This window comes from Williamsia sp. D3 (assembly GCF_000506245.1).
GTDB classification, from domain to species: domain Bacteria; phylum Actinomycetota; class Actinomycetes; order Mycobacteriales; family Mycobacteriaceae; genus Williamsia; species Williamsia muralis.
Genome location: NZ_AYTE01000016.1, coordinates 78,808 through 105,278 on the forward strand (window position 1 = coordinate 78,808; position 26,471 = coordinate 105,278).

Here is a 26,471-nt window from a genome sequence, read left to right on the forward strand (position 1 = left end):
GCGTGGTCCGGGATCGGGTGTTCACAGTCGACTACCGCGTCCTGGTCCCATGCTGGAGAAATCTACCGGGCACCACAGCTTTAGACTGGCGGCCATGACAATTGCAGGCAGCCCAGAGTCCAACCCTGGCGGACGCAAGGTCGCCGTAGTAACCGGTGCCAGTTCAGGCATCGGGGAGGCAACGGCCAGAGTTCTTGCCGCTCAGGGCTATCACGTGGTCGTCGGCGCCCGCAGGGTGGACCGCATCGATGCCCTCGCCGCCGAGATCGGCGGAACCGCCATCGCCCTCGACGTCACCGACGACACATCCGTCCAGGAGTTCTGTGACCAGGTGCCCACGGTAGAGATTCTGGTGAACAATGCCGGCGGCGCCAAGGGGCTCGCCACCGTCGCCGACGCGGACCTCGACGACTGGCGCTGGATGTGGGAGACCAACGTGCTGGGAACCCTGCGGATCACCAAGGCGCTGCTGCCCAAACTGATCGAATCGGGCGACGGACTCATCGTCACCATCACGTCCATCGCAGCGATCGAGGCCTACGACAACGGTGCCGGATACACCTCGGCCAAGCACGCCCAGGCCCTCCTGCATCGAACGCTTCGCCCGGAGCTGCTGGGTAAACCGGTTCGGCTGACCGAGATCCAGCCCGGCATGGTCGAGACCGAGTTCTCACTTGTGCGATTCGGCGGCGACCAGGCCAAGGCCGACTCCGTCTATGAGGGGCTCACACCGCTGACCGCCGAAGACGTCGCCGAGGTGGTCGGTTTCGTGGCAAGCCGTCCCCCGCACGTCAACCTCGACACGATCCTGCTCAAACCGCGGGATCAGGCATCCGCACGCCGGAACATCAAGACCGGCTAGATCTTTCCCCGATCAGCCGGCGGGAGGTGTGCCGGTGTTCTGCGGGGTAGGCGGGATGCCGGAGACGTCGGGGGCGTCGGTGGGTGTGGCGGGGGCGTTCTTGACCTCGGGATCCCCGCCGAGAGCCGACATCGACTTCCAGGTCTGCCAGTCGTAGATCCAGTCGTAGATGTCACCGTCGGCCTCGGACAACGGGATTCGGGTGTTGGTGACCTCCACCGGGTCTCCGTACATCGCGGTGTTGAAGTACTGTTCTGCGTTCGCCAGCGACAAATTGATGCAGCCGTTGGTGACGTTGGACGAGCCCTGCACTCCGACGGTGTCGGGGTTGGCGTGGATGAACTCACCGTTGTTCGAGATTCGTACGGCAAATCGTTCGCGGACGTTGAAGTACCCGGCCGCCGGGTTGCTCATGTAGAAGTCTTCGTGCTTCTCGCTGACCACGTGGATGCCCGATCGGGTCACGTTGCGGTCGAGGTCGCCCTCGCCGTAGCTGCAGGGCAACGTCATCAACGTGTTGCCGTCGTTCTGGACGACGATCTGATGCGAGTCGGCGTCCGCGAGCACCACCTGGTTGCGCCCGATCACGAAGTCACTGGTGACGTCGGCCTCGCCGTAGTAGCCGTCACCGTGGTCGAGGCCGTAGAGCTTTCCGACCATCGAGACCTTGGTGCCTGGCTGGTAGTAGTCCTTGGTACGCCAATGCACGCGCGACCCGCCGTCTTCGCCGAGCCAGCCCCAGCTGCCCTCGGTCTCGGGTGTGGTGGTGACCTTCAGCGCCTGCTCGACCGCCTTCTTGTCGGTCACCACCTCGTCGAACTTGATGATGAGAGGCGCAGCGACACCCACCTCTTGTCCGTCGGCGATGTTGATGACGACGCCGATCTGGTTCTGCGGGGTGACTGTGGTGAAGGTGCCGGCCACGGGAACCGTCTGGCGGTCGTTGCCGGTTGCCGAGCCCGCCCAAGTGTACTGGCCTCCGTAGCCCAGGGGCTCAGAGATGGAGAACGTCTTGCGGTCCTCGGACATGGTGCCCGCCACCACACGCCCGTTTGCGTTGGTGAGCTGGACGTCGGGATTCAGCACGCCGTCTTTCACGGTCACCGAGATCTTCCCGACCGGGGAGGCATCTGTGGAGTCGAGGGCCGGGCTGTACGACACATCTGCAACAGGCTCGGCGGGCCCCTTCTCACCGGAGGCAGACGTGCCCGGTTTGTCGTCGGTCGAGCATGCTGCGGCAGTCACGCCGGCGACGCCGACGGCAAGTGCGGTGAGAGCCGAGCGCCTGGTGAGCAGCATGCGGTCACGGGGTTCGGTCATGCGTCAGACATTACCTGCAGGCAACGATCCCAAACGCTGACCAGGCCTGGTCAGCGTCCCGGGCCAGGGCAAATGTCATTCAGAGGCTGCAACCAACCAGGACAGGCTCGGGTTCGAGCCAGAGGCCAAACCTGGCGTGAACTCCATCACGTACCTGGCGTGCGAGGTCGATGATGTCCGACGTCCGCGCGTTTCCCCGGTTCGTCACCGCCAGCGAGTGCTTTGTCGACAGTCGGGCCGGCGCGTCCGCCCCGGGGAAACCCCGTCCGAAACCGGCCCGTTCGATGAGCCATCCGGCCGACATCTTGACGCCACCGTCAGCCGGGAACTGAGGCACCGTCGCATCGTCGCCGAGTTCGTCGACGATCCTCGTCAGAACCGTAGGGAGGTGCTCCTGCGGAACGATGGGATTGGTGAAGAACGACCCGACGCTCCAGGTGTCGTGGTCGTCCGGATCGAGAACCATCCCCTTGCTCGCCCGTAGCGCAAGCACCGCCGCCCGCACATCGGCGGCGGGTACCCGCTCGCCTTCCTCGACTCCCAGTGTCCGGGCCAGTTCGCCGTACCGGATCGGCTGGCTGAGTCCATCTGCGTTCAGCCGGAACGACACCCGGATCACCACCTCGTCGCTTCGACGCTTGAGGCGGCTGCTGCGGTACGCCAGTTCGAGGTCGCCGGGGTCCACCCAGTTCACCGCACCCGTATGGCGGTCGAGAAGCTGCACCGAACGCATCAGCGACCCCACCTCGACTCCGTAGGCGCCGACGTTCTGCACCGGGGTCGCACCGACGGACCCTGGAATCCCCGACAGACACTCGAGGCCACCGAAATCCCGCTCGACGCTCTGTGCCACCAGCGCATCCCAGTTCACCCCGGCATCGGCGGTCACCTGATCGTCGCCCCAGTCCAGATCGGTACCGGCGATGCGCACCACCGTGCCGTCGAACCCGTCGTCGCCGACCACCAGGTTGGATCCGCCGCCCACCAACAGCACCGGGATGCCGGCCTCGTCGAGGTCACGGACGGTGTCGATCAGCGAGTCGGCGTCGGGGCAGGTGATCACCTCGCTGGCCGGACCGCCCACACGCAGTGTGGTCATCTTTGCCAGAGGTACACGGTTGTCGGTTTGTGTGGCCACCCAGCAACGGTAGCCTGCACTCATGGCGACCAAGTTGCACCATTCCATCGACTTCCCCTGTCCCCCGGCTCAGTTCGCTGCGGCAGTGGCCGATGAGCAGTACTGGAAAGATCTGGTGGCCAATGTCGCCGCCGACCTCTCCGACCTCGATTCGTTCACCGACGAGGGCGACAAGGTCACCGTGGTGCTGCGACAGCGGGTCCCGGAGAAGAACCTCCCGTCGATGGTGACCAAGATCCGGCCGGGCGATCTGGAGATCACCCGCACCGTGGTGTGGTCCAAAGGCGAGGCCGCCGAAGGAGCTTTCACCGCAGTTGTCTCGGGCGCGCCGGCCAAGGTCAAGGGGTCGCAGAGGTTGATCGCCACGTCCACCGGTTGCGAGATTTCGTTCGATGGTTCGGTCGAGGTGTCCATTCCGTTTGTCGGCGGCAAGGTCGAGAAGGCCATCGCCGAGAACGTGGTACAGCTCATCGAGGCCGAGCACGAATACACCACCGAATGGATCAACACTCACTGACCGGCGTTACGCTCTCCCTCATGGCACGACGTCTCTCCTACTCCGCCCGGTACCACCACCCTGCCAAAACGGTGTACGAGGCGCTGTCCTCGCGGGAGTTCTGGGACGCGCAGATGGAAGAGTTCCGCAAGCTGACGCCACAATCCGACATCGAGTCGCTCACGGTGGACGACAACGGTGTGGATCTGGTCCTCAAGCAGGTCCTACCCCGCAGCGAGCTCCCGGCGATCGCCCAGACGGTGATGAAAAAAGACATGATCATCACCCGCAAGGAGTTCCTCGGCCCGTTCGACCCCGAGAACACCAAGGGCACCTACGACGCCTCGATCCCCGCCGGCCCCGGCAGCCTGACGGGTTGGCAGGAACTGTTCCCCACCGAGACCGGCAGCACCATCCGCAAGACCACCGAGGTCAAGGTCTACATCCCGTTCATCAACGGCAAACTCGAGCAGCTCATGCTGGTGAACCTGGTGGACCTCTTCCGCGGCGAAGCGGAATTCACGTCGGGATGGATCGACGCCAACCTCTAGCCCCAAACCCGACGGCGCCATCACCAGGGGCACCACCGGGATCAATCGACTGCGGCGGGTGGACCGCTGGATCGTCCATCACGACCTGATCATCGAGGCCCTGGCCTCGGCCGACAGTCCCCTGGCAGTCGATCTCGGCTACGGCGCGCGTCCCGACACCGCTCTCGAACTCGCAGCCCGCCTGCGCACCGTCGTCGCGGGCACCCAACTCGTCGGTCTCGAGATCGACCCCGGACGGGTGGTCCCGGCCCGGGACGGCGTCCGATTTGCGGTCGGCGGATTCGAACTCGCCGGCCTGCGACCCCATCTTGTGCGGGTCTTCAACGTGTTGCGGCAATACGACGAATCGGAGGTCGCTGCGGCGTGGTCGAGGATGCAGCGGGGGCTCGCACCCGGCGGATACATCGTCGAGGGAACGTGCGACGAACTCGGCAGGCGGTGTTGCTGGATTCTGCTGGACAACACGAGGCCGTTGACGTTCACCCTGTCCTGGGACCCGGCGCACAGCGACCGGCCGTCCGATCTCGCCGAGCGCCTGCCCAAGGCTCTGATTCATCGCAACGTCCCCGGCGAGCGGATCCATCATCTGCTCACCGTTCTCGACCGATGCTGGGATGTTGCCGCTCCGATGGCCCCGTTCGGTCCTCGCCAGCGCTGGCGTCGCACCCTGGAGTTGCTGTCCGACAACGGGATCGACCCCCTGCCCGATCGCCGTCGCCATCGCGACAATGTCGTCACGGTCCCCTGGGATGTCGTCGCCCCCGCCACCTAGCCCACCCGCCTACCGCGCCGAAACGCCGCCGATCGTGCCCAAACAGCCACTGACCGGGCCGAAACTCGAATCGATCGTGCCCGAACGAGCGTTGAGCGGGCGCCACGGTGGCGGGTCGACCGAGTCGCCCGTAGTTTTCGCGATCATTTCAGCCCACTCGATGCGATCGGGCGCCCGGTCGATTCGAGTTTCGGCACGCTCGAGGGCTGTTAGGGCCCGGTGAACGGAGTTATCGGCACGGTCGGCGGGGTTATCGGCACGGTCGACGGTCGTAGGGTAGGTCGCATGCGTATCGCCCTGGCCCAGACCACCAGCGGCACCGACCCGTCCGCGAACCTGGCCCTGGTGGCCGAGCAGAGCGCCGCGGCCGCGGACGCCGGTGCCGAACTGGTGATCTTCCCCGAGGCCACCATGTGCCGTTTCGGAGTTCCGCTGGGTCCGGTGGCCGAACCACTGGACGGCCCGTGGGGGCGCGGGGTCGGCGATGTCGCACGGGACCACGGGATCACCGTGGTGGCCGGCATGTTCACTCCCGGTGACGAGGGGCGGGTGCGGAACACACTGGTGATCGCCGACGCGGACGGTGACCTCACCGGCTACGAGAAGATCCACCTCTACGACGCATTCGGGTTCTCCGAATCGCGGACCGTCCAAGCCGGCGACGATGTGGTCACCTTCGACGTCGACGAGACAACGGTCGGTGTCGCAACCTGTTACGACATCCGATTCCCCGCGTTGTTCACCGCGCTCGCCGATCGCGGCGCCCAGCTGATCGTGGTGCCGGCGTCCTGGGGTTCGGGTGATGGCAAGTTGGAACAGTGGCGCATCCTCGCGGCAGCGCGGGCCCTCGACAGCGGCTGCTTTGTTGCTGCCGTCGGCCAGGCCGTGCCGGCCGATCCCGACGTCGCGCAGTCGTCGGCGCCGACCGGCATCGGCCATTCGCTCGTCGCCGGCCCCTTCGGAGCCGTGCACACCGAGCTCGGCAACGACCCAGAATTAGCTGTCATTGATCTGGACTTTGATCAAGTGGACCGCGCACGCGCAGCCATCGCCGTGCTGGCGAACCGCCGTCCCATCGAATGATCACCGTGCCATTTCCATGCCATGACCTGCGGCATTGCGATACTTAGCGAACTCTTACCCCGTTTGGCCCTCTGACCATGCATTATCGACGTGATGAATCAACGCGACGACGCCGAATCGACCCAGGCCGGGCAGCCCTCTCCCAATGCCGCCGACCGAGCCGAGGGAAACGATCTCGCCGACACAACCCAGACGCCCCGACCCGATTCCGGCCATACCCCACAGGCCGATCCAGGTCACGGAACCGGTACTGATCCTGCAGGCACGCACGGCGTGCCCGACAATGCACAGGATGATCCGAACCCGCCCACCGACAAGTTCGCGCCGGTCGCGGCGGGCCAGCAGCCCGACACGGCGTGGTCGCAAGGTCGCCACGACACCACTCAGCTCGAGGTGCCGCCGGACGGTTTCGCGCCCTACGACGGACCCGGAGAGCCCCCGATCCCACCGGCCGGACCTTCCTACGGTCCAGGCGGGCCCGATGACGGCGGCGTCACGCCCCAGCGACCGAAGCGCAGGCGTGGCTTGATCGTCGGAATGGTGTCGCTCAGCCTGGTGCTGCTGCTGGTGATCCTCGGGGTCGGCAGTGAGCTGTACCTACGAAGCAAGTCCAAGGACTGCCTCGAACAGTCCTTCGGCGAACTCACCGGGGCACCGACCTCGGTGTCGCTCAGCAAAAAGCCCATGTTGATGCAGTGGATGTCGGGAGAGATCCCGTACGTCCAGGTCGACACCAGCGACGAGGGCGACTCGGCCATGAAGCTGCATGCTCGCGCAGACGACATCAGCAGCGGCGACAAAGACGCCACCGTCGGCGAACTACAGGGCAACGGCTACGTCCCCTTCAGCCGGATCATGGAGCTCAGCCAGCAGACCCAGGACCCGGCGACCACCACGGACCCGAACACGTCCGACCCGGGCTCCGGTGGTCTCGGCGGCCTCCTGTCGGCCATGGGCGGCGGGCTGAAGGTGGACAAGGTCACCGGCAACGAAGCTGCGGGCACCATCACGATCGGCGGCAACTTCCAGCTGCTGATGTTCTCGCTGCCTGCCGAGGCGGAGCTCAAACCGATCACCAAGGACGGCAAGCTGACGTTCGAGGTCGTCGACGCCAGCGCGGCATCGTTTGGCATCCCGACCTCGTGGGCGCAGCTCCTGGTCGACCAGGTCAGTGCCGGCCTGTTCCCGCCGATGTTCGATCAGGTGAGCTTCGACCAGCTCAAGGTCACCGATCGTGGAGTCGAGTTCGCGTTCTCCGGAACGGACGTCGCCCTCCCGCAGAGCAGCGAGTCGAGCAACAACAGCGAGAGCGACACCTGCAGCGTCGTCTGAGTGCCGGTCGGCTGAAGCGGGGCCGCTGAACCCGCGAGGGTCAGCTGAACACCACCGTCTTTCGTCCGTGCACCAGCACGCGGTCCTCGAGATGCCAGCGGAGCCCGCGTGCGAGCACGAGCTTCTCGATGTCGCGTCCCTGGCGCACCATGTCGGCCACCGAGTCGGAGTGGTCGATGCGGATCACGTCCTGTTCGATGATGGGGCCCGCATCCAGCTCGCTGGTGACGTAGTGACAGGTGGCCCCGATCAGCTTCACCCCTCGGGTGAACGCCTGATGGTAGGGCCGCGCCCCGACGAACGACGGGAGGAAGCTGTGGTGGATGTTGAGCGCCTTGCGCGCCCAGTGATCACACAACTCCTCGGGCAGGATCTGCATGAACCGCGCGAGCACCACGGCGTCGGGGTTGTGGACGTCGACGAGTTCGCGTAGTTCCTCGAAGGCAGCGGCCTTGTCCTCGCCGAACGGCACGTGGTGGAACGGCACGCCCATCCGCGTGGTGAAGTCCTCGAGTGCCCGGTGGTTGCCGATGACCGCGTTGATCTCGGCGGGCAGCTCGCCTCGGTAGGAGCGGCCCAGGAGATCACCGAGGCAGTGGCCTTCTTTGCTCACCAGCAGCACGGTTTTCTTCGGCACGGCCGAATCGCTCACGCGCCATTCGGTTTCCGGGCCCAGCCCGGCGACCACCTCGGACTCGAACCGTGCCCGCAGCTCGTCGACATCCATCTGCACCGAGTCGGCACGCACAGCCTGGCGGGTGAAGAACCAGCCGTTGTCGGGATCGGAGTGGTAGGCCGCCTCCACGATCCAACCGCCGATCTCGGCCAAGAATCCCGAGATCCGGGCAACGATGCCCGTGGTGTCGGGGCAGCCGAGAGTCAGCACATAGCGGTGGCCGGCGGAATCGACCGGCGAGAGTGTGGTCACAACCAACCAGTGTGCCAAGCTCGGTTCATGTCCGATACCTTGCCTGCCCCGACCGGCTCGAGCCTCACCCGGCGTGTGGTCGCCGCGATGGTGGATCACACACTTCTCAAACCCGAGGCGACCCGTGCCGATGCCGAGGCAACGGTCGCCGAAGCCGCCGATCTGGGGGTGCTCGCCGTCTGCCTCTCACCGTCGATGCTGCCCATCGACACCGGCGCCCAGCGGAGCTGTGTGGTCGCCGGATTCCCCTCCGGCAAGCACCATTCGTTGGTCAAGGCGGCCGAAGCGCGGCTCGCGGTTGACTCCGGCGCGCAGGAGATCGACATGGTGATCGACGTCGGCGCTGCCGTGGACGGCAGGTTCGACGAGATCTTCGCCGATGTCCTCACCGTCAGAGAAGGCATCGGCGCGTCGATCACACTGAAGGTCATCATCGAGTCCGCAGCACTGTTGTCGCTCGCCGGCCCCGACACCGTCACCTCGGTGTGCCAGGCCGCCGTCCGAGGTGGGGCATCGATGGTGAAGACCTCCACCGGTTTTCATCCTGCCGGCGGTGCGAGTGTCGAGGCGGTGCGACTCATGGCCGCGGCCGTGGGCCCCGGGGTGGGTGTCAAGGCCAGCGGAGGCATCCGCACCGCCGAGTTCGCTGCCGAGCTGATCGCGGCCGGCGCCACCAGGCTCGGCCTGTCCGGCTCGCGGGCAGTGCTCGACGGGTTCCCCGACTAACGTGGTCGTGGCGTGGCGGAGAAGAGCTCCTCGATCGTCCGATTGAATCGCTCCGGCTGCTCCCAATTGAGTAGATGCGTTGCGCCGCGCCAGGTTTCGAATCGTTCGAGCGAGCCCGTGTAGCGCAGGGCATTGGCCACCGGATCGGCCAGCCTGGGCGGGGTCAGCCTGTCCCGGTCCCCCACCACCACTGCGACGGGCACCGGCATGTTCGCCAACCCGCGCTCGACGTGCAGATCTTCCAGCGATCTGCCGACTTTTGCCCTTGTGCGCCAGTCTGTTTCACGCAGGAGTGAGTCGAGGAACTTGAGCTGCGGGCGACTGATCCCGGGGAACAACGCTCCGGCGACCGTCATACCGGATCGCATCATCAGGTCACCTCCGGGCCAGTGGATCGCCCGAAATGCAAGCCAGGCGAACTCGTATTCGGCGCGGCGTGCGAGAGTTGCCGGATCTCCGAAGCGCATGGCGGCTTTGGTGACCGGCGCCGTGGCCGCGGTACCGGCGAGCATGATCGCCCGCGCGTACGTTCGGACGCTCGCCGGGAACTGGGCGGCCCAGCTCATGACCGACATGCCGCCCATGCTGTGCCCGACGATCACGGCCTTCTCACCGTCGGGTACCACCGCACCGAGGACCGCATCGAGGTCCTGTCCGAGGTGGTCGTTCACGGTGGGATCGGACCCGAGGGCCGAACGCCCGTGACCACGCTGGTCGTAGATGACCACGCGGTAACGGTCCGCGAGTCCGTTCACCTGCGGATACCAGTATTTGGAGTTCACGGCGAAGCCGTGGACGAGCACCACCACCGGACCGTCGGCGGGACCGTAAATGCTGATCGCGATCGAGGCACCTGCCGGCCTGTCGACGGTCCGGTGTTCCACCGGTTGTCGGGGCTCGTGCAGGACCGCCTGATCGCGGGTGGCCATCAGGCGGTGCGTTGCAGCAGGTCGGTGATCAGCTTGTTGTAACCGTCGGAGTTCTCGATACTGCTCATGTGCCCGATGCCCGGCCACATCACCAGCTCTTCGAGGTGGCCGTGGCTCTGTAGCACCTTGGCCATCTGCTCCGAATGCACCGGCGGAGTGAGCTTGTCGTCGCAACCGACCACAACAACCGTGGGCACCACCAGGGCGTCGAGTCCGTCGGACACGTTCAGGTCCACCATCGCGTTTCCCCACTTCCCGCGGGAGCGACCTGGGCACGAGGCCACCATGTCGTCACAGAAGTCGACGTGGGATTTGCGCGACGTGGTGTTCAGCGCGATGTACTGGGTCACCTTGCGCGACATCTGCGTCCGCGGCAGATGGATCGTGGCACCGGCGACGAGCCGACCCGTCAGGTACTCCATCGGCGAGAGTGCCTTCGGGAGGTCGAGCGGGATCAGGCCGAGGTTGGGCAGCAGATGGTTGGAACACGTCGACGTGAGGATCACCGCGCGCGCCACCTCCGGCACGGTCTCGGGGAACTGCTGAGCCCAGGACAGGATGGTCATCCCGCCCATGCTGTGTCCGGCGATCAATGCCTTGCGCCCTGCGGGCACCACGGAGGTGAGGACGGACTGGAGATCCTGACCGAGCAGATCGGTACTGAGCTTCGTCTTGCCACGGGGCGATTCGCCGTGCCCGCGCTGGTCGTACGCGATCACGCGGAAGCGGTCGCAGAAGGTGTTGATCTGGGGATACCAGTACTTGGTGTTGCAGGTCCAGCCGTGGACCAGCACCATCAGCTCTCCGTCCGGGGGACCGTACGCGACGACGTTGATCGGGGTGCCGTCAGCGGCGATCACCTCGATGTGCTCGGGGTCCTGCGCCGGCGTGGCGAGCAGCGGGTCGGGCTCGTCTTCGATCGGGTCAGGTGCCTTCAGGGCCTCTCGCACGATCGATCCGAGGAAGGTGCCGGTGATCGCCGCACCGGCCGCGATCACTCCCACTCCTACCGCGGCACCGCCGACAGCCACTGATCGTGTGTTCATCTGTCCGATCTACCCATCTCTATGTGGAGCCGGACTCCGCCTGGACGCCGGCCTTCTCATCATCTGTTGCCATCATCAGTTCGGCACCGCGATCGAGCGCTTGGAGATCTCGGTGTCCATCGCCTTGCTGAACGCGACCTCGACGATGTCGTGCGCCATGGGCCGCACGGTGTGCACGAGTTCGGCCAGCCGGATCACTTCGCTCTCCTCGAGCTCGAGCGGCGACCCGTCCTCGAAGTACTTGTCGGTGACGATCGAGACGAAGCTTGCCGCGATGTCCTGCAGATCCTGCTGGACCCGCTCCCATCGCGTGAGCAGAACATCCAGATCGATGCCCGCCTTCACCAGGACCTCGGCGCCGGCCAGCACCTCGGGGTTGGTCACGGCGTAACCCGCACCCTCTTTGACCAGCAGTCCGAGACGCTGGCCGAGCGCGATGTTGCTGTCGGTGGCCCCGAGCCCTTTGCGGAGTTCGGAGATCGTGATGGTGGCCATCCGGCGGAAGTTCTTCCACCGGCTACCGCGTTTGGGCTCCCCTTCGAGGACGTGTTCCACCTTCAGCCCATACCGGGCGGCCATCAACAATTCGCTGATCGTGGCGAAGGTGTACCCGCGCTCGAGCATCTGCGAGATCACCTTGAGCCGGCTCAGATGTTCGGCCGAGTACCAGCCCGTGCGCCCCTTGATCTTTGGCGGCGGCAACAACCCACGGTCCTGATAGACCCTGATGTTGCGAACGCTGACGCCGGAGACATCCGCGAGTTCGTTGATCCGGTATTCAGCCATCCGCTCATTCTAGGTCGGGTCGTGATGCTTGACGGCGGAGGCGGGCCGGTATCGCCGGTTGTCGTCAGATGATTGCGGCCCGCTTGAGCAGCAGTTTGCCGGGGCCACCGATCAGACCGCACTCGTCGAGGAAGCGGATGGTCTTGGCAAAGCCGTCCCTGGTGCGGTCGCGGTAGTGCACATTGTTGCGCGCAGCCCGCTTGGCCTCGCGCTTGTCGAGGCCCGCGGCCTCGTACACCTTCGGGTTCACCAGGCTGTACATCACCAGGTACACGGTGACGGCCAACGAGAGCTGGGTCATGCGACGACGCATGGGGGTCATCTCGGCCGCGATGCGCACCGTTTCTTCGCGGGCGAAGCGGATGTGACGGGCTTCTTCGAGCACGTGGATCTTGCTCACCGTGCGTGTGACCGGTTGTACGCGATCGTCTTTCATGAAATCGCGTTGCATCATGTCGAGGATCTCCTCGGCGGCAAGGGTGCCACCGAAGGCCAGGGATCCCGACGCCAGCGCCTTGAAGGGCCGCGAGAGGAAGTTGACCCACCGGGGCCGCTCGTAGTTGGGGATACCGAAGACCTCTGCCGCCTTGGCGAACATGGTCGAGTGGCGGCACTCATCGGCGATCTCGGTGAGCGCGAACTGGAAGTGTGGGCTCGCCGGGTCCTGGCGGTAGGCGTCGCGGATGAGCATCTGCATGAGGATGAGCTCGAACCAGATGCCCGTGGCGCTGATGCTGGCGGCCTCGTGGTTGGTGAGGGTGATGCGCTGCTCTTCGGTCATCCGGTCCCACAGGTCCGTGCCGTACAGGCTGCACCACTCCGGGGTCATGCCGTAGAGACCGGGGACCACCTCGGCATCCCAATCGACCTCGATGAGCGGGTCGTAGGACTTGCGTGCGGCCGACTTCAACAACCTCTTGGCGATGTCCTGCCGGTCGTGCACGCGGTCGAGTCTGGACGCGGGTTCGACAATCATTGTCATCGCGGACTCCCTTCCAAAGGACGATGTGTGCTTAGGACCACAGTCCTATACGACACCGCCCATTGTCAAGGTTATTCGTCAATCAATGTTGTCATCGTTTGCGGAACCAGGACTGGTTCTGAATGGAGTCGACCCGGGGCCGCACGTCGACGATGTAGACGATCGCAGCGACCACAGCGATGATCCCGAGGAAGCTGATCGCGCCGAACAGCCAGATGATCAATGTGGCGGCCGCGAGGATGCTCACCCAGATCACCTTCGTCTGGCGGTCGACCGCCGGAAAGGCATCCGGCCGCTGAAGTGCGGCATGCACCAACGACACCGCCGCCGCGACTCCGGCCGCGACCGTCAACAGCAACAGGACAATGCTCTGCGCGTAACCCATGAAAGAGATGACATCCACGGTGGCAGCCTACTGTCCGGTTCGCCGAAGTTGGCGGTCGCGCCGAAGAAACACGGCGGCGGTGAGCCTGACGGCTCGTCAGTCGATGACTATCCGGTGGTCTTCTTGGCCGGAGCCTTCTTGGCCGGAGCAGCCTTCTTGGCGGGCGCCTTCGCTGCGGTGGCAGGTGTGGCGGCCTTCGCCGGGGCCTTCTTGGCGGGAGCTTTGGCCGGAGCCGGTTCCGTGGCGGCCGGCGTCTTCTGAGCCGCTTCCTTGGCCTCGGCGATCTTCTTGGCAGGTGAGTTCTTCGAAGCACGCGCCTTGATCTCAACCTTGCCGGCGGTGCCGTTGAGCTTGTCGGTGGCCTCGTCTGTGGCGTCCTCGATGGCCTCTTCGATGTTGGCCGAGGCGCGACCGGCGAGCTTCGCCGCGCGCTGGCCGACGGCCCGCGTCTGCGACGAGATGGTGCCGAGGGTGTCCTCGGTCAGGTCAACCGCGTCGTTGTAGACCTTCTCGGCGCGCGAGAGCTGTTCTCCGACAGCAGGAGCGGTGCGCAGGCGCTCGACGGTCTCTTCGCCGCGCTCGGCGAGCGAGTTGTAGATGCCGGTCGCGACCTCGATGTAGGCCTCGGCGACCTTGCGCAGCTCTTCAGGGGTGAACTTGGTGCGCAGCTCTTCCACGGTCGAGGGAACCTCTTCCGGCAGCGCCGTGATGCGCTCGCGGGTTTCCTCGATGCGGCTCTGCGCGGTGGTGCGGGTCTCTTCGAAACGCGCCTGTGCCTGCTCGGTGGCGGTCTCGGTGCGCTCGCGCAGCTGGGCGATCACTTCGTTGACCTGCTTGAGGGCGAGGTCTCCTGCGCCGACAGCGGCGTAGATCGGGTTGGCGAGATTGCGGTCTGACTTGGTCATGTGTTGTCTCCGGTATCTGAGGTTGGTGCTGATTGTGTTGTGTCCGTGTCGCTTTCGCTCGCAGCCCGGTTCTCTTTACAGAAGGACTCGTAGATCTCGAGCAACACTTGTTTCTGGCGTTCACTGATGGCGGTGTCGGCCATCAGCGCGTCGCGCATCGGACTCGCGGGCCGCTCTTCCAAGATTCCGGCCCGCACGTACAGCACTTCGGCAGACACGCGCAGCCCCTTTGCGATCTGGGCCAGTACGTCTGCAGAAGGTTTGCGCAACCCTCGTTCGATTTGACTGAGGTACGGATTGCTCACCCCCGCGCGCTCGGCGAGCTGACGCAATGACACCTCGGCGGCGATCCGTTGAGACCTGATGAAACTGCCTATGTCCTGGGCAGCGGTGGCAACGTTGGCACCGATGTCCTGGGCAATGTCCTGTGCCGCGTTCGCGACAACCGCCGTCACCGGTTCGTCCTCGGATTCAGCTGGTGTGGGAACCATTCGGCTACTCCTTCAGGCTTCGGTTCCCCATACTGCCACGTCTGCTAGCAATTGCAAGCAATCTGCTAATTCGTGATGGAGACCACAGCCGATCGCTGGTCAGAGGCGCGCCAGCCCTGCGGCCCCGTCTCGCCCGCTAGTGGAAGAGCAGCACGGACACGGTGTAGATGGTGAGGCCGGCCAGCGACCCCACCACGGTGCCGTTGATCCTGATGAACTGCAGATCCCGACCCACCTGCAACTCGATCTTCTTGCTCGTGTCGTCGGCGTCCCAACCACGGACCGTCTCGGTGATCACCGAGATGATCTCCTGCGAGTAGTTCTGCGAGACGTGCCGTGCCACGCGCACCATCCACTGATTCATCTTGTTCTGCAGCACCTCGTCGTCGCGGATGCGGACGGCCACCTGGATGATCGAATCGGTCAGTGTGGCCCGCAACGTCCCGTTGGGATCGGCCAGCAATTGCTCGATGAGCGCCTTGCCCGCATTCCAGGCGGTCGACGCCGCACCGGTGACCTCGTCGCGTTCGAGCATCTCGGTCTTGATCGCCTCGAGTTTCGCGATGGTCGCCGGATCGTTCTGCAGGTCGGTCGCGAGTTGGACGAGCATGGCGGTCATCGCCTGGCGCACCTGATGATCCGGATCCGACCTCACCTTGAAGGTGAACTCGACCAGCTCACGGTAGAGACGGTCCCCGACCAGTGAGTTCACGAACTTCGGGGCCCACGCGGGCCCGTCCTTGTCGATCACCCGGTCGATCAGATCCTGGCTGCCCAGAGCGAAGTCGTGGGCCCGGTCGCAGACCATCTGAATCACCGGCTCCAGCCGGTTCTCTGCGATCAATTGTTCGAGCACCCGCCCGGCCGGCGGTCCCCATTCAGGTTCGGCGGCCCAGCGCATTCCCGCCATGATCAGCTGCTCGATGTCCTCGTCGTCGAGCATCTCGGCAGCGAAAGCGATACCCCGCGCCGCTTCGGCACCCACCCGGGGTGCGTTCTTCGGATCGGCGAGCCATGACGAGACCCGGGTGGGCAGTGCCAGTTGCGACACCTTGTCTTCGATGACCTCAGGGGTCATGAAGTTGTCCTCGATGAAGTCGCCGAGCTGTTCGCCGATCTGGTCCTTCTTCTTCCGGATCAACGCAGTGTGCGGAATCGGAATCCCCAGTGGGTGTTTGAACAGCGCCGTCACCGCGAACCAGTCGGCGAGCGCGCCCACCATTCCGGCCTCGGACGCCGCGCGTACGTAACCCACCCAGGCAGCGACGTTGTCGCCGTCCCGATCCTCGATCCAGCGACAGAAGAAGTAGACGGCAGCGGCGAACAGCAGGAACCCGGTGGCCACCATCTTCATCCGGCGAAGCGCGGCCTTGCGTTCGGCGTCGGCTCCGCTGAGCCCGGCGATGGTCCGTTTCGGGGCCTCACCCGACGGTGAGGACGAAGGCCGACCGGCCGGAAGCTCACCGGGCAACCGATGGCGTCCACCCGGGTCGATGGCCGGCGGCGTCGCTGGAGTCGCATTCATTTGTCCAGTGTTACCCAAAGTCGGGGCACAGAATCGCGCCGGCGAAGGTGACTCGGCTCTCTTTGGGCGTTGCGCAGTGCCGGGGAACATAAGCTGGACGCGACCGCCCACGACCAGAAACGACTCCGCACCGATGTCACCACGTCCCAACCCCGCCGCCGCCGCGCGCGCGGCCGTTGCTGCCGCCGCTGTCGCGGCCAGCAAAGGTGTTGCGTTGCCTCAGGCGATCCGCCACCAGGTGGGTGCCGACGAGGCCAAACCCGACGGCCGCAAACGCCGGTGGGAAAGTCACAAGGAAGCCCGGCGCAGCGAACTGGTCGATGGCACCCTGGCTGCGGTACGCACCCTCGGCGCCGATGCCGGGATGGACGAGATCGCCCAGGAGATAGGCGTTTCCAAGACCGTCCTCTACCGGTACTTCACCGACAAGAGTGACCTCACCACTGCCGCGATGATGCGTTTCATCGAGACCGTCCTGGTGCCACGCCTCGGCAGTGCGATCAACGAGGACGTCGGCGAGTTCGAACTGACGCGGATGGTCATCTCGGTCTATGTGCAGACCGTTGCCGACGAACCGCAGATCTACTCGTTTGTGATGTCGGGCGGATCGGGCTCGGAGGTGGTGGCGGACTCCCAGAAGCTGATTGCCCAGATGCTCACGTTTGTCATGATCAACCGACTCGTGGAGCAGGGCTCGCAAACCGGTGGTGTCGAGACCTGGGCCTACAGCCTTGTCGGGGCCATCCAGCTCGCAGTGCATTGGTGGATGGTGGAGCACCGGCTGGGCAAGGAACAGCTGATCGACTACCTCACGATGATGGTGTGGTCCTCGATTGCCGGCATCACTGCAGCCGGGGGCTCGGCCGAGTACTTCAACTCCCTGGACCATCCCCTCCCGAAGGCGCCCGGCGCTCCGGAGTGACTGCTGTCTGCGATCGTTGTCGGGCGCCGGTGGCCGCGGGATAGGTTTGTCGGCATGGCTGAGCACGAGGACGACGGGGCCGGGTCCTACTCAGGTCCGGCGACGGTGACGATCGACGGGCACGAGCCCGCGCAGGTTCAGGTGGAGTTGTCGGGGCATTTCGATCCGCTGGCGGGTCGCTACGTCTGGGCCGGACGTATCCGCGGGCTCGCGCCGGCACTGCCCGCCGACGTGGTGATAGCCGCCGGAACCCGGGCCATCGTCGAGACTCCGGAAGGGGCGGGCGAGGGTGAGCTGTCCGCGGTGGACCTGTTCGGCGGTTTCACCATCACGGGCGTCACCGCTCCCCCGTTCGCGCAGCTACCCGACGACGTCGATCGCGACGACATCCACATCCCGGGGACGTCAACCGGAGAGGACATCCGGTGACCGAACGCGTGGCGCTGGTGACCGGCGCCAGCCGTGGCGTCGGCAAGGGTGTGGCAACGGCATTGGGGGCCTGCGGCTGGACCGTCTACGTGACCGCACGCGGTGGTGTGAAGCCGGATGAGCCACTGGGACAGACGGTATCGGAGATCAACGCGTCCGGTGGCGCCGCTGTCGGCGTGAGCTGCGACCACTCAGACGACGCCTCGGTGTCCGCCTTGTTCGACCAGATCTCGGCAGAGCATGGTCGACTCGACCTGCTGGTCAACAATGTCTGGGCGGCCCCGAAAGGGTTCGGCGGATTCAGCGACAAGTTCTGGGAGCGGCCAATCGGTGATTGGGACACCCTGATCACGGTCGGTTTACGGGCACACTACGTCGCCTGCGTGGAGGCCGCGAAGATCATGGTTCCGCAGGGCAGCGGCCTGATGATCAACATCTCGTCGTTCGGGACCCGCGGCCACCTGCATTCGGTGCTGTACGGCATGAGCAAAGCCGCCCTCGACAAGATGGCCTTCGACATGGGCCACGAACTCTCCGGCACAGGCGTGGCCGCGATCTCGTTGTGGCTGGGCCTGATCCAGACCGAGCTGCTGATGTCGCTGGGCATCGAGGAGTTCGCCGGTTTCCGGCTGGACGAGGCAGAACATCCTCAATTCGTCGGCCGCGTCATCGACCGTCTGTGGCGGGACCCCTCGTTGCCCGAGCGCAACGGCCACACCCTGGTGACCGCGGAACTCGGCGCGCAGTACGGGTTGGTGAACAACGACGGAACGCCACCGAAATCCCATCGCGAACCGTTCGGTGGGGGGCCACTGTTCCCGCCCGCCTGACCCACGCACGTCCAGCCGGTCAGTTCTTGACGCCGGCCTTCGTGGACTCGTACTTGTAGAACCCGTGCCCGGACTTCTTGCCGAGCCGGCCGGCCTCCACCATGCGCAGCAACACAGGGGGCGGGGCGTACAACGGTTCCTTGAACTCTTCGTACATCTTGTCGGCGATCGCCTTGACCGTGTCGAGACCGACGAGGTCACTCAGTTTGAGCGGACCCATCGGGTGGGCACAGCCGAGCACCATGGCCTTGTCGATGTCTTCCACCGTGGCAAATCCGCTCTCCACCATGCGAATCGCGGAGAGAAGGTAGGGAACCAACAGTGCGTTGACAACGAACCCGGAGCGATCTGCCGATCGGACCACTTCTTTGCCCAGGATGTCGCGGGCGAATTGCTCTGCGCGCGTGGTCACCTCGGGCGAGGTCATCAACGTGGTCACCAGTTCGACGAGTGGGAGCACCGGAACCGGGTTGAAGAAGTGCATGCCGATTACACGGTCGGCATTAGCTGTGGCCATGCCCAGCTTCATGATCGGGATCGAGGAGGTGTTGGAAGCGAGCACGGCATTCGGGTCGGTGACCACTTTGTCGAGCTGCTCGAAGATCTCGGTCTTGATCGATTCGTCTTCGATCACTGCCTCACACACCATCTGCCGGTCAGCGAAGTCGCCCAGATCGGTGGTGAACCGCAGCCGCGCGGAGGCCTGCTCCCGTTCGCGTTCGGTGAGCTTTCCGCTGCTCACACCGCGATCGAGGGATCGCAGGATGCGGGATCTTCCGGCGGCTGCGAGCTCGCGGGTCGTCTCGTACACCAACACGTCGGCGTGCGCCCGGGCACAGACCTCGGCAATGCCTGCGCCCATCTGACCGGCACCGATCACGCCGACCCGCGAAATCTTCTCGCTCACAACAAGCTCCTAAAAAACAACGAGCACAACATCTTTGAACCGAAAGAAATCATTGAACAAAGAACAACCAACACAAAAGGCGAGACGAGGGTAACCCTTGTGGGGTACGCCCAGAACTCACCTGAAAACGAGCAGGCGGCCCGCAACGGTAGTCGCGAGCCGCCCACTAGTTCGCTCAAGTTCCCGAGAGGGGGTCCAGTTCTAGTGGAATTGACCCTCTTCGGTGCTTCCTGCCAGCGCGGTGGTGCTGCTGGTGGGATCGACGGTGGTGGCGATGTTGTCGAAGTAGCCGGCGCCGACCTCACGCTGGTGCTTGACGGCGGTGAAGCCACGCTCGTCGGCGGCCTTGAACTCGCGGTTCTGCAGGTCGACGAACGCCGTCATCTGCTCGCGGGCGTAACCGTAGGCGAGATCGAACATGCCGTAGTTCAGCGAGTGGAAGCCGGCCAGGGTGATGAACTGGAACGTGAATCCCATTGCGCCGAGCTCGTTCTGGAACTTCGCGATCGTGGAATCGTCGAGGTGCTTGCTCCAGTTGAACGACGGGCTGCAGTTGTAGGACAGCAGCTGGTCCGGGAACTCGCTCTTGACGGACTCGGCGAACTTGCGGGCGAGCTCGAGATCGGGGGTGCCGGTCTCCATCCAGATCATGTCGGCGTACGGCGCGTAGGACTTGGCGCGCTCGATGCACGGCTCGATGCCGTTCTTGACGTGGTAGTAGCCCTCGGCGGTGCGCTCACCGGTGACGAACTTCTTGTCCCGATCGTCGACGTCGGAGGTGATCAGCGTGGCCGCCTCGGCGTCGGTGCGGGCGATGACCACGGTCGGAACGTTGGCGACGTCTGCAGCCAGGCGCGCCGCGCTCAGGGTGCGGATGTGCTGCTGGGTCGGGATGAGCACCTTGCCACCGAGGTGGCCGCACTTCTTCTCCGAAGCCAGCTGGTCTTCCCAGTGGGTGCCGGCGGCACCTGCGGCGATCATGGCCTTCTGCAGCTCGTAGACGTTCAGCGCGCCACCGAAGCCGGCTTCACCGTCGGCGACGATGGGAACAACCCAGTTGTCGACCGAGTTGTCACCCTCGACGCGGGCGATCTCGTCGGCGCGCAGCAGAGCGTTGTTGATGCGACGGACGACCGAGGGAACCGAGTTCGCGGGGTACAGCGACTGGTCCGGGTAGGTGTGGCCCGAGAGGTTGGCGTCGCCGGCGACCTGCCAGCCGGAGAGGTACACGGCCTTGAGGCCGGCGCGAACCTGCTGCACAGCCTGGTTACCGGTCAGGGCACCGAGTGCGTTGATGTAGCTGCCGTCACCCTGGGTGACACCCTCCCAGAGGATCTCGGCGCCACGGCGCGCGAGGGTCTGCTCTTCGACCACAGAACCCTGGAGGTTCGCGACCGACTCCGCGCTGTAGTCGCGGGTGATGCCCTTCCAACGAGGGTTGGTGTCCCAGTCCTGCTGGATCTCTTCGGCAGTCCTTGGTTTTCCGACGGTGCTCATATCTCGCACTCCATTTTCGTTAGCTTGCTGGTGTAGTGGCCCGCTCCGGTGGGTCCGGAGCCCAGCCGAACCTGATCGGGGCAAATTAACAACTTCTTCACCCTGGCGAGGCGGTGCCTTAACCGAGAGTGCCACACACAAATCCGCAGGTCCACAGGTTGTCTCGTGTGAATTCGGGCCAGCTTTTCCCACGGTTTTGCAAACTTTGCGAAGATCAGGCTGTGAACCGGCCTGAATTAACTACTCTCCAGTACGCAAAAAGTACGCGCGTACTGGGATTTTGCTGCGGGGCCTCCCACTCGATTCCTGTGACCGCAAGCAACACTCAGCCCGCGCCGGCCACCGGCAGCAACGAAGATACGGTGACCACAATCACACACAGAACCGGACACGAGCTGTGCCCGGCCGATGCCACAGGGTCAGGCCGCAGCGCGAAGGACCGCGCGCTTGAACAAGTCCGAGAAGCCGAGGTCGCTCATCCCACCCTCGGACGAGATGGCCACCACTTGCACCGTTGTCCCGTCGACAACTGCATAGCCGGCCAAGGTCTGCTGGACGTCGGTACGGCCACCGGGATACGTCGTTGTCGCGGTCGACCTCACCAGCAACGACACTGACGTCGGCAACGGCGGCGGGCTCAGCCGCTGGTTGTCGGTCACCACCGTGGTGCCCGCAGTGCTCCCCTGGGTGATCGTGACGGTGACCCTGGCGCACGCGCCGGAGCTCGTTCGGACATCGGCGTCGATGTCTCGGACCGCAGTGGTCACGAGCTCGGTGATCGTGTTCCCGACCGGGGACTGGCGTGCCGACACCGCGGCGTTGCCCGCATCGAGTTGTTCGTTGAGATCGGCGTCCGCGGTGGGCCGGCACTGCGCCGGTTCGAACACGGCGGTCTGCGCCGCGGCCAGGGCGGCCGCATTCTGGTCGCGAAGATCGACGATCCCCAACTCAGTCGGTTGGTATCCGTCCGGGAACTCACGGGCGGGCAGCAACTTCTCCGCAAGACTCGTCGGTTCCTCCGACGACGACGATGCGGGCCCATCGTCTGTCGAATTGTCGCCGCATCCGGCACTGATCAGGCCCAGCACCGTCAGGACGATGACGCCTGCACCCGCTCGTCTGCGCAACACCCCCACAGATTAGACAGGTCAGACAGTGCCAGCGGCGACCACGTCAGCACGGCCGCCGCAGCGCATCCATCCGGACAACTCGCTGGTCGACCTCGTTCCGGCACACCTGCCGTCGGTCGCGAGCCGCCTACGCTAGAAGAATGCCCAAGACCTACGTCGGCGCCCGACTGCGACAGCTGCGCTCCGAGCGCGGCATCTCCCAGGTTGCCCTGGCGCAGTCACTGGACATCTCCCCGTCGTATCTCAACCAGATCGAGCACGACGCACGACCTCTGACCGCTCCCGTATTGCTCAAGATCAGCGAGGTGTTCGGCGTCGACACCTCGTTCTTCGATTCTCAGGACAATGCGCGACTGATCGCCGAGGTGCGTGAGGTGGTGATGGACGAGGACGTGGGCGCCAGCGCCGACGCTCAAGAGATCACCGATCTGGTTGCCAGCCATCCCGAACTCGCCAAGGCCATGGTGAACCTGCACCGCAGATATCGGATCGCCACCGATCAACTCGCCGCCGCAACCGACGACCGGGGCGACGGCAGCATGCGCGGTTCGATCAGCGCACCGCACGAAGAGGTGCGCGACTACTTCTATCAGCGTCACAACTACCTCCACGAGCTCGACACCGCCGCCGAGGAACTCACCACCCGCATGCGGATGCACTCAGGCGACATTCGGCACGAGATCACCGACAGACTGCAGACGGTGCACGGGGTACAGATCGTGCGACGCGTCGACCTGGGCGACACCGTGCTGCACCGATTTGACCCGGCCACACGACGTCTGGAGATCTCGGGGCACCTCTCGCAGGGACAGCGGGTGTTCAAACTGGCAGCCGAACTAGGGCACCTCGAGTGCGGCGACCTCATGCGTCAGATGGTCGACGAGGGCAACTTCACCTCGGACGAGGCCCGGCGGCTGGCCCTACTCGGGATGGCGAACTACTACGCTGCCGCCGCGGTGCTGCCCTATTCCCAATTCCACGGTGCCGCAGAGGATTATCGCTACGACATCGAACGACTGTCGGCGTTCTTCTCGGTGTCGTACGAGACGATCTGCCATCGGCTGTCCACTCTGCAGCGCCCCAACCTGCGCGGTGTGCCGTTCACGTTCGTGCGCGTCGACCGCGCCGGCAACATGTCGAAACGACAGTCCGCCACCGGTTTCCATTTCTCGAACAGCGGCGGCACGTGCCCGCTGTGGAACGTGTACGAGACGTTCGGCTCGCCGGGGAAGATCCAGATCCAGATCGCCCAGATGCCCGACGGTCGCAACTACCTCTGGGTGGCGCGCACCGTCGAGCGGCGGGCGGCGCGATTCGGCCAGCCCGGCAAGACTTTTGCCATCGGGCTGGGTTGCGAGCAACGTCATGCGGCGCGGCTCGTGTACTCCGACGGTCTCGAGATCGGTCCGCAGGCCAACGTGACCCCGATCGGTGCCGGGTGCCGGGTCTGTGAACGGGTCAATTGCCCGCAGCGAGCCTTCCCTGCGCTCGGGGTCAAGCTCGACATCGACGAGCACCGCAGCACCGTCTCGCCGTACCTGGTGCGCTGAACCCGAGCCGCCAGGACCTAGACCGGGTCGAGAATACGCCGCAGGAACTGCTTGGTCCGTTGGTGTTTGGGTGCGCCGACCACCTCAGCAGGTGGCCCCTTCTCCAACACCACCCCGCCGTCGGCGAACAGCACCTGGTCGGCGACCTTCTGCGCGAAGTGAATCTCGTGGGTCACCACGATCATCGTCCAGCCCTGTGCAGCAAGGTCTTTCATCACCCCGAGCACCTCCCCCACCAGCTCGGGGTCCAGAGCTGACGTGGGCTCGTCGAACAGCATCAGTTTGGGCTTGAGTCCAAGCGCTCGGGCGATTCCCACGCGCTGCTGTTGACCTCCGGACAGCTGATGCGGGTACTGGTCGCGCTTGTCGGTCAGGCCGACTTGCTCGAGCAATGCGTTGGCCTCGGCGATGACCTCGTCGCGCGGGCGCTTCTGCACGATCGTCGGGCCTTCGATGATGTTCTCCAGCACTGTCTTGTGCGGAAACAGATTGTGTCCCTGGAACACCATGCCCGACTGCGCCCGGTACCGGGCCAGCAGCGGCTTTGCGACCGGTGCGTCGAAGTCGACGGCGACGTCGGCGATGGAGACCTGGCCGCCGTCGGGGATGTCGAGTGCGTTGAGCGAGCGCAGGATGGTCGTCTTGCCTGAGCCGGACGGGCCGATCAGCGTGGTGACCGATCCGGTTGCAACCGTGAAGTCGATGCCCCGGAGCACGTGGTTGTCGCCGAATGATTTGGAGAGACCGGTGACGGTGACCAGGTCGCCGGTGGGCTGGGATTTACGGAGATCGGTCATTTGGCCACAAACCTGTCCAGTCGGAACTCGAGGCGTCCCTGCGCAAAGGACAGTGCAAGGCACACAATCCAGTAATACAGGGCGGCGGTGCCGTAGAGGGCGAAGTACTCGAAGGCGGGGGCTGCCGCGATCTGCGCGGTCCGTAGAAGCTCGGTCACCAGGATGGTCGAGGCCAGCGATGTGTCTTTCACCAACGAGATCAGAGTGTTGGAGAGGGGCGGAACAGCCGTGCGCAGAGCCTGAGGCAAGATGATGCGTCGGAGGGCGGTGGTGTAGCCCATCCCGATCGTCTCCGCGGCCTCCCACTGGCCCTTGGGAATGCTGCCGATGGCGGCCCTGATGATCTCGGCAGCGTAGCCACCGACGTTGAGGCTGAAAGCAATTGCCGCGGCCGGGAACGGATTGATGAGGATGTTCAATTCGGGCAGTGCGTAGAAGATGATGAAGAGCTGCACCAGCAACGGGGTGCCTCGGATCAGGGATATGTAGATCCGGGCCACCGAGGAGATGGCCCGGTTCCTCGACATCCTCGCCAGTGCCACGCCGAGCGCGATGACCAGTCCGAAGAAGAAGCTGATCGCCGTCAGCGGGATGGTGACGGTGATGGTGGCCTTGGCCATCGGCCAGAGGTTGTCGGCGATGAGTTCCCACGTGCTCGGTGCTGTCTTCTCCTCGGCCGTGCCGGCTGCATTGGCGTCGAGATAAGTCTGCGAGATCTCTTCGAGGGTTCCGTCCGCCCGGAGCTCGTCCAGCGCGCCGTTGATGTTGTCGAGCAGTCCGCTGTCCTTGCGGGCGGCAAACGCCTGCTCAGAGCGCTCCCCGATGTTCGCAGCGATCTTGATGCTGGTGTCGCCGGTGGTGGCCTGATAGGCGAGCACCGAGGGACTGTCGTTGACCGTGGCCTGCACGCGGCCCTGGTTGAGCAGTTTGATCGCGGGGGTGAAACCGTCCACCGACTCGACGGTTGCCCCGGCGTCTCGTGCCACCCCGGCCCAGTTGCTGGTCTCCGTCTGCGCGGTGGTCTTGCCCCGGAGGTCGGCCAGCGACGTGATGGACGTGTCGTCGGCCTGGGTGACGATCACGCCCTCTCCGATCGCGTAGGGCTCCGACAGGTCGTATTTCGCCTTGCGCTCGTCGGTGATGGTGACCTGATTGGCCACCACATCGAAGCGGTCGGCCTCGAGGGCGGCGAAGATCGAGTCGAAGGGCACCTCGACGAACTCCACCCGCAGACCGAGCTTGTCGCCCACGGCCTTTGCGACGTCGACGTCGTAGCCGACCAGTTCGCCGGTCTGGGAGTCGTGGTAGCTGAAGGGCGGGTACGTGCCCTCGGTTCCCACCCGCAGCACACCTGATTTCTCGAGTTCGGCAAAACCACCGACATCGCCGCCGCCGCACCCGGCAAGAACGGCCATGGCCGCAAGCGCGGCCCCGACCACGATCAGTATCCGACGCACGAGTCGCTCCACTCCTCGATCATCAAGCCGCCCCGATCAACTCTGCCCGAAAGCCCCGCTCGGCGACCACTCAGGTGCACCGAATGCCGGCGACGCTTTCAGGATCTCAAATGATTGTGTGCGACTCGGGTCGGCGGCACTCCGATAGGTTGGCTTGGTGAGTTCACAACGGATCGACCCCGGAAACCTTCGTCAGCTCGGACCGTTCAACTGGGTGATCAGCAAGGGTGCCGCGCGCACCCTCGGCCTGTCGGACATGCACCTGTTCTCCACGCTGGGCCGCGGCAAGGGCCTCTTTCGTGGATGGCTGCACTATTCGGCGAAGATGATGCCGTTCGGCTCACTCGCTCGGCACGACACCGAACTGGTGATCATCAGAACCGCTCATCTACGCACCTGCGAGTACGAACTCGACCATCACAAGCGTCTCGGCAAGCGAGCAGGCATCGACGAGGCGGAGTTCTCGCGGATCCTCCAGGGGCCGGACGCGGGATGGTCGGGCAAAGAACTGGCGCTGCTGCGCGCGGTCGACGAGCTGGTGGGTACCAAGGACCTGAGCGACGTGACGTGGAAAGAGCTGTCGGCGCATCTCGACGACCGCCGACTCATCGAGTTCGTCCTGCTCGTCGGTCAATACGATTCGCTGGCCACCACGATCGGAACGTTGCGTATCGAGCGTGACCATTGAGCGCCGC

General features: G+C 64.8%; 27 protein-coding genes and 1 pseudogene. 12 read left to right on the top strand and 16 right to left on the bottom strand.

The window, feature by feature from the left end; translation table 11 throughout:
• The first annotated feature begins 94 nt into the window (after positions 1 to 94).
• Entirely contained in the window at positions 95 to 862 is a 768-nt protein-coding gene (locus W823_RS41145; RefSeq protein WP_023957463.1) for an SDR family NAD(P)-dependent oxidoreductase, read from the top strand.
• Between the two features lie 12 nt (positions 863 to 874).
• Here the strand turns inward: W823_RS41145 and W823_RS41150 are convergent, their stop codons facing one another.
• Together W823_RS41150 and W823_RS41155 are read right to left on the bottom strand one after the other, a co-directional pair.
• The gene (locus tag W823_RS41150) at positions 875 to 2,182 is read right to left on the bottom strand and encodes an Ig-like domain-containing protein (protein ID WP_023957465.1); all 1,308 of its coding nucleotides are present in this window, start codon (positions 2,180 to 2,182) and stop codon (positions 875 to 877) included.
• 79 nt (positions 2,183 to 2,261) lie between these two features.
• Entirely contained in the window at positions 2,262 to 3,344 is a 1,083-nt protein-coding gene (locus tag W823_RS41155) for a UDP-N-acetylmuramate dehydrogenase (protein ID WP_023957467.1), read from the bottom strand.
• Between W823_RS41155 and W823_RS41160 the strand changes: the two genes are divergently transcribed.
• From W823_RS41160 to W823_RS41180, 5 genes are all read left to right on the top strand, one after another.
• Positions 3,343 to 3,837 carry a DUF2505 domain-containing protein gene (locus W823_RS41160; RefSeq protein ID WP_023957469.1) on the top strand — a complete coding sequence of 165 codons (495 nt, stop codon included), beginning with the start codon at positions 3,343 to 3,345 and terminating at the stop codon, positions 3,835 to 3,837. The two genes, W823_RS41155 and W823_RS41160, sit on opposite strands and share 2 nt — an antisense overlap.
• Positions 3,838 to 3,857: 20 nt before the next feature.
• Positions 3,858 to 4,367, top strand: coding sequence for a DUF2505 domain-containing protein (locus tag W823_RS41165; RefSeq protein ID WP_023957471.1), 510 nt, complete (start codon positions 3,858 to 3,860; stop codon positions 4,365 to 4,367).
• A gap of 49 nt (positions 4,368 to 4,416) precedes the next feature.
• Positions 4,417 to 5,139 (top strand): class I SAM-dependent methyltransferase, encoded by a 723-nt coding sequence (locus tag W823_RS41170; RefSeq protein WP_235189510.1) that lies wholly within the window; start codon positions 4,417 to 4,419, stop codon positions 5,137 to 5,139.
• 285 nt (positions 5,140 to 5,424) lie between these two features.
• Positions 5,425 to 6,222 (top strand): carbon-nitrogen hydrolase family protein, encoded by a 798-nt coding sequence (locus W823_RS41175; protein WP_023957478.1) that lies wholly within the window; start codon positions 5,425 to 5,427, stop codon positions 6,220 to 6,222.
• Positions 6,223 to 6,315: 93 nt separating this feature from the next.
• Positions 6,316 to 7,554 carry an LmeA family phospholipid-binding protein gene (locus W823_RS41180; protein ID WP_023957480.1) on the top strand — a complete coding sequence of 413 codons (1,239 nt, stop codon included), beginning with the start codon at positions 6,316 to 6,318 and terminating at the stop codon, positions 7,552 to 7,554.
• Between the two features lie 40 nt (positions 7,555 to 7,594).
• Here the strand turns inward: W823_RS41180 and purU are convergent, their stop codons facing one another.
• Positions 7,595 to 8,482 carry a formyltetrahydrofolate deformylase gene (purU, locus tag W823_RS41185; protein WP_031332076.1) on the bottom strand — a complete coding sequence of 296 codons (888 nt, stop codon included), beginning with the start codon at positions 8,480 to 8,482 and terminating at the stop codon, positions 7,595 to 7,597.
• Between the two features lie 27 nt (positions 8,483 to 8,509).
• Here purU and deoC point away from each other — a divergent pair, with 27 nt between their 5' ends.
• Positions 8,510 to 9,208 (top strand): deoxyribose-phosphate aldolase, encoded by a 699-nt coding sequence (gene deoC, locus W823_RS41190; protein WP_023957484.1) that lies wholly within the window; start codon positions 8,510 to 8,512, stop codon positions 9,206 to 9,208.
• On the opposite strand, the gene W823_RS41195 is transcribed toward deoC, so the two are convergent.
• From W823_RS41195 to W823_RS41230, 8 genes and pseudogenes are all read right to left on the bottom strand, one after another.
• Entirely contained in the window at positions 9,205 to 10,137 is a 933-nt protein-coding gene (locus tag W823_RS41195) for an alpha/beta fold hydrolase (RefSeq protein WP_023957486.1), read from the bottom strand. The genes deoC and W823_RS41195 overlap by 4 nt on opposite strands.
• Positions 10,137 to 11,183, bottom strand: coding sequence for an alpha/beta fold hydrolase (locus W823_RS41200; RefSeq protein ID WP_023957488.1), 1,047 nt, complete (start codon positions 11,181 to 11,183; stop codon positions 10,137 to 10,139). The genes W823_RS41195 and W823_RS41200 overlap by 1 nt, the downstream gene beginning before the upstream one ends.
• A 99-nt stretch (positions 11,184 to 11,282) precedes the next feature.
• Positions 11,283 to 11,969, bottom strand: a pseudogene (locus W823_RS41205) (MerR family transcriptional regulator); the annotation flags it as partial.
• Positions 11,970 to 12,033: 64 nt separating this feature from the next.
• Positions 12,034 to 12,951, bottom strand: coding sequence for a diiron oxygenase (locus tag W823_RS41210; RefSeq protein WP_031332080.1), 918 nt, complete (start codon positions 12,949 to 12,951; stop codon positions 12,034 to 12,036).
• Positions 12,952 to 13,042: 91 nt separating this feature from the next.
• Positions 13,043 to 13,336 (bottom strand): DUF2516 family protein, encoded by a 294-nt coding sequence (locus tag W823_RS41215; protein WP_033336109.1) that lies wholly within the window; start codon positions 13,334 to 13,336, stop codon positions 13,043 to 13,045.
• 107 nt (positions 13,337 to 13,443) lie between these two features.
• Positions 13,444 to 14,241: a hypothetical protein gene (locus W823_RS41220; protein WP_023957496.1), complete on the bottom strand. Its 798-nt coding sequence runs from the start codon at positions 14,239 to 14,241 to the stop codon at positions 13,444 to 13,446.
• Positions 14,238 to 14,732 (bottom strand): helix-turn-helix domain-containing protein, encoded by a 495-nt coding sequence (locus W823_RS41225; protein ID WP_023957498.1) that lies wholly within the window; start codon positions 14,730 to 14,732, stop codon positions 14,238 to 14,240. Before W823_RS41225 ends, W823_RS41220 begins: the two co-directional genes overlap by 4 nt.
• A 136-nt stretch (positions 14,733 to 14,868) precedes the next feature.
• Positions 14,869 to 16,086 (bottom strand): DUF445 domain-containing protein, encoded by a 1,218-nt coding sequence (locus W823_RS41230; protein WP_031332082.1) that lies wholly within the window; start codon positions 16,084 to 16,086, stop codon positions 14,869 to 14,871.
• A 304-nt stretch (positions 16,087 to 16,390) separates the two neighbouring features.
• Between W823_RS41230 and W823_RS41235 the strand changes: the two genes are divergently transcribed.
• The 3 genes from W823_RS41235 to W823_RS41245 are packed head-to-tail and all read left to right on the top strand — an operon-like array spanning position 16,391 to position 18,438.
• Positions 16,391 to 17,179, top strand: coding sequence for a TetR/AcrR family transcriptional regulator (locus tag W823_RS41235; protein ID WP_023957502.1), 789 nt, complete (start codon positions 16,391 to 16,393; stop codon positions 17,177 to 17,179).
• A 54-nt stretch (positions 17,180 to 17,233) separates the two neighbouring features.
• Positions 17,234 to 17,608 (top strand): DUF4873 domain-containing protein, encoded by a 375-nt coding sequence (locus W823_RS41240; RefSeq protein ID WP_023957504.1) that lies wholly within the window; start codon positions 17,234 to 17,236, stop codon positions 17,606 to 17,608.
• Entirely contained in the window at positions 17,605 to 18,438 is an 834-nt protein-coding gene (locus tag W823_RS41245) for an SDR family NAD(P)-dependent oxidoreductase (RefSeq protein ID WP_023957506.1), read from the top strand. The genes W823_RS41240 and W823_RS41245 overlap by 4 nt, the downstream gene beginning before the upstream one ends.
• Before the next feature lie 19 nt (positions 18,439 to 18,457).
• Here the strand turns inward: W823_RS41245 and W823_RS41250 are convergent, their stop codons facing one another.
• The 3 genes from W823_RS41250 to W823_RS41260 form a co-directional block, all read right to left on the bottom strand.
• Positions 18,458 to 19,345: a 3-hydroxybutyryl-CoA dehydrogenase gene (locus W823_RS41250; RefSeq protein WP_023957508.1), complete on the bottom strand. Its 888-nt coding sequence runs from the start codon at positions 19,343 to 19,345 to the stop codon at positions 18,458 to 18,460.
• A gap of 201 nt (positions 19,346 to 19,546) precedes the next feature.
• Positions 19,547 to 20,842: an isocitrate lyase gene (gene aceA, locus W823_RS41255; RefSeq protein WP_023957510.1), complete on the bottom strand. Its 1,296-nt coding sequence runs from the start codon at positions 20,840 to 20,842 to the stop codon at positions 19,547 to 19,549.
• Positions 20,843 to 21,261: 419 nt separating this feature from the next.
• A complete protein-coding gene (locus W823_RS41260) occupies positions 21,262 to 21,972 on the bottom strand; it encodes a hypothetical protein (RefSeq protein WP_152538044.1) in 711 nt (236 codons plus the stop codon).
• A gap of 140 nt (positions 21,973 to 22,112) precedes the next feature.
• On the opposite strand from W823_RS41260, the gene ramB reads away from it, so the two are divergent.
• Positions 22,113 to 23,522, top strand: a complete 1,410-nt coding sequence (gene ramB, locus W823_RS41265; protein WP_023957514.1) for an acetate metabolism transcriptional regulator RamB — start codon at positions 22,113 to 22,115, stop codon at positions 23,520 to 23,522.
• 17 nt (positions 23,523 to 23,539) lie between these two features.
• On the opposite strand, the gene W823_RS41270 is transcribed toward ramB, so the two are convergent.
• Positions 23,540 to 24,319, bottom strand: a complete 780-nt coding sequence (locus W823_RS41270) for an amino acid ABC transporter ATP-binding protein (protein WP_023957516.1) — start codon at positions 24,317 to 24,319, stop codon at positions 23,540 to 23,542.
• Entirely contained in the window at positions 24,316 to 25,734 is a 1,419-nt protein-coding gene (locus tag W823_RS57215; RefSeq protein WP_081729732.1) for an ABC transporter permease subunit, read from the bottom strand. Before W823_RS57215 ends, W823_RS41270 begins: the two co-directional genes overlap by 4 nt.
• 199 nt (positions 25,735 to 25,933) lie before the next feature.
• On the opposite strand from W823_RS57215, the gene W823_RS41275 reads away from it, so the two are divergent.
• The gene (locus tag W823_RS41275) at positions 25,934 to 26,464 is read left to right on the top strand and encodes a carboxymuconolactone decarboxylase family protein (RefSeq protein WP_023957520.1); all 531 of its coding nucleotides are present in this window, start codon (positions 25,934 to 25,936) and stop codon (positions 26,462 to 26,464) included.
• The last annotated feature ends 7 nt before the right edge of the window (positions 26,465 to 26,471 follow it).

Excerpts from the sequence above, each read along its gene's own strand:
- W823_RS41145 (WP_023957463.1), top strand. The coding sequence starts at position 95 with ATGACAATTGCAGGCAGCCCAGAGTCCAACCCTGGCGGACGCAAGGTC.
- W823_RS41150 (WP_023957465.1), bottom strand. The coding sequence starts at position 2,182 with ATGACCGAACCCCGTGACCGCATGCTGCTCACCAGGCGCTCGGCTCTC.
- W823_RS41160 (WP_023957469.1), top strand. The coding sequence starts at position 3,343 with ATGGCGACCAAGTTGCACCATTCCATCGACTTCCCCTGTCCCCCGGCT.
- W823_RS41155 (WP_023957467.1), bottom strand. The coding sequence starts at position 3,344 with ATGAGTGCAGGCTACCGTTGCTGGGTGGCCACACAAACCGACAACCGT.
- W823_RS41165 (WP_023957471.1), top strand. The coding sequence starts at position 3,858 with ATGGCACGACGTCTCTCCTACTCCGCCCGGTACCACCACCCTGCCAAA.
- W823_RS41175 (WP_023957478.1), top strand. The coding sequence starts at position 5,425 with ATGCGTATCGCCCTGGCCCAGACCACCAGCGGCACCGACCCGTCCGCG.
- W823_RS41180 (WP_023957480.1), top strand. The coding sequence starts at position 6,316 with ATGAATCAACGCGACGACGCCGAATCGACCCAGGCCGGGCAGCCCTCT.
- deoC (WP_023957484.1), top strand. The coding sequence starts at position 8,510 with ATGTCCGATACCTTGCCTGCCCCGACCGGCTCGAGCCTCACCCGGCGT.
- W823_RS41195 (WP_023957486.1), bottom strand. The coding sequence starts at position 10,137 with ATGGCCACCCGCGATCAGGCGGTCCTGCACGAGCCCCGACAACCGGTG.
- W823_RS41200 (WP_023957488.1), bottom strand. The coding sequence starts at position 11,183 with ATGAACACACGATCAGTGGCTGTCGGCGGTGCCGCGGTAGGAGTGGGA.
- W823_RS41210 (WP_031332080.1), bottom strand. The coding sequence starts at position 12,951 with ATGACAATGATTGTCGAACCCGCGTCCAGACTCGACCGCGTGCACGAC.
- W823_RS41215 (WP_033336109.1), bottom strand. The coding sequence starts at position 13,336 with ATGGGTTACGCGCAGAGCATTGTCCTGTTGCTGTTGACGGTCGCGGCC.
- W823_RS41220 (WP_023957496.1), bottom strand. The coding sequence starts at position 14,241 with ATGACCAAGTCAGACCGCAATCTCGCCAACCCGATCTACGCCGCTGTC.
- W823_RS41225 (WP_023957498.1), bottom strand. The coding sequence starts at position 14,732 with ATGGTTCCCACACCAGCTGAATCCGAGGACGAACCGGTGACGGCGGTT.
- W823_RS41230 (WP_031332082.1), bottom strand. The coding sequence starts at position 16,086 with ATGAAGATGGTGGCCACCGGGTTCCTGCTGTTCGCCGCTGCCGTCTAC.
- W823_RS41235 (WP_023957502.1), top strand. The coding sequence starts at position 16,391 with ATGTCACCACGTCCCAACCCCGCCGCCGCCGCGCGCGCGGCCGTTGCT.
- W823_RS41240 (WP_023957504.1), top strand. The coding sequence starts at position 17,234 with ATGGCTGAGCACGAGGACGACGGGGCCGGGTCCTACTCAGGTCCGGCG.
- aceA (WP_023957510.1), bottom strand. The coding sequence starts at position 20,842 with ATGAGCACCGTCGGAAAACCAAGGACTGCCGAAGAGATCCAGCAGGAC.
- ramB (WP_023957514.1), top strand. The coding sequence starts at position 22,113 with ATGCCCAAGACCTACGTCGGCGCCCGACTGCGACAGCTGCGCTCCGAG.
- W823_RS41270 (WP_023957516.1), bottom strand. The coding sequence starts at position 24,319 with ATGACCGATCTCCGTAAATCCCAGCCCACCGGCGACCTGGTCACCGTC.
- W823_RS57215 (WP_081729732.1), bottom strand. The coding sequence starts at position 25,734 with ATGGCCGTTCTTGCCGGGTGCGGCGGCGGCGATGTCGGTGGTTTTGCC.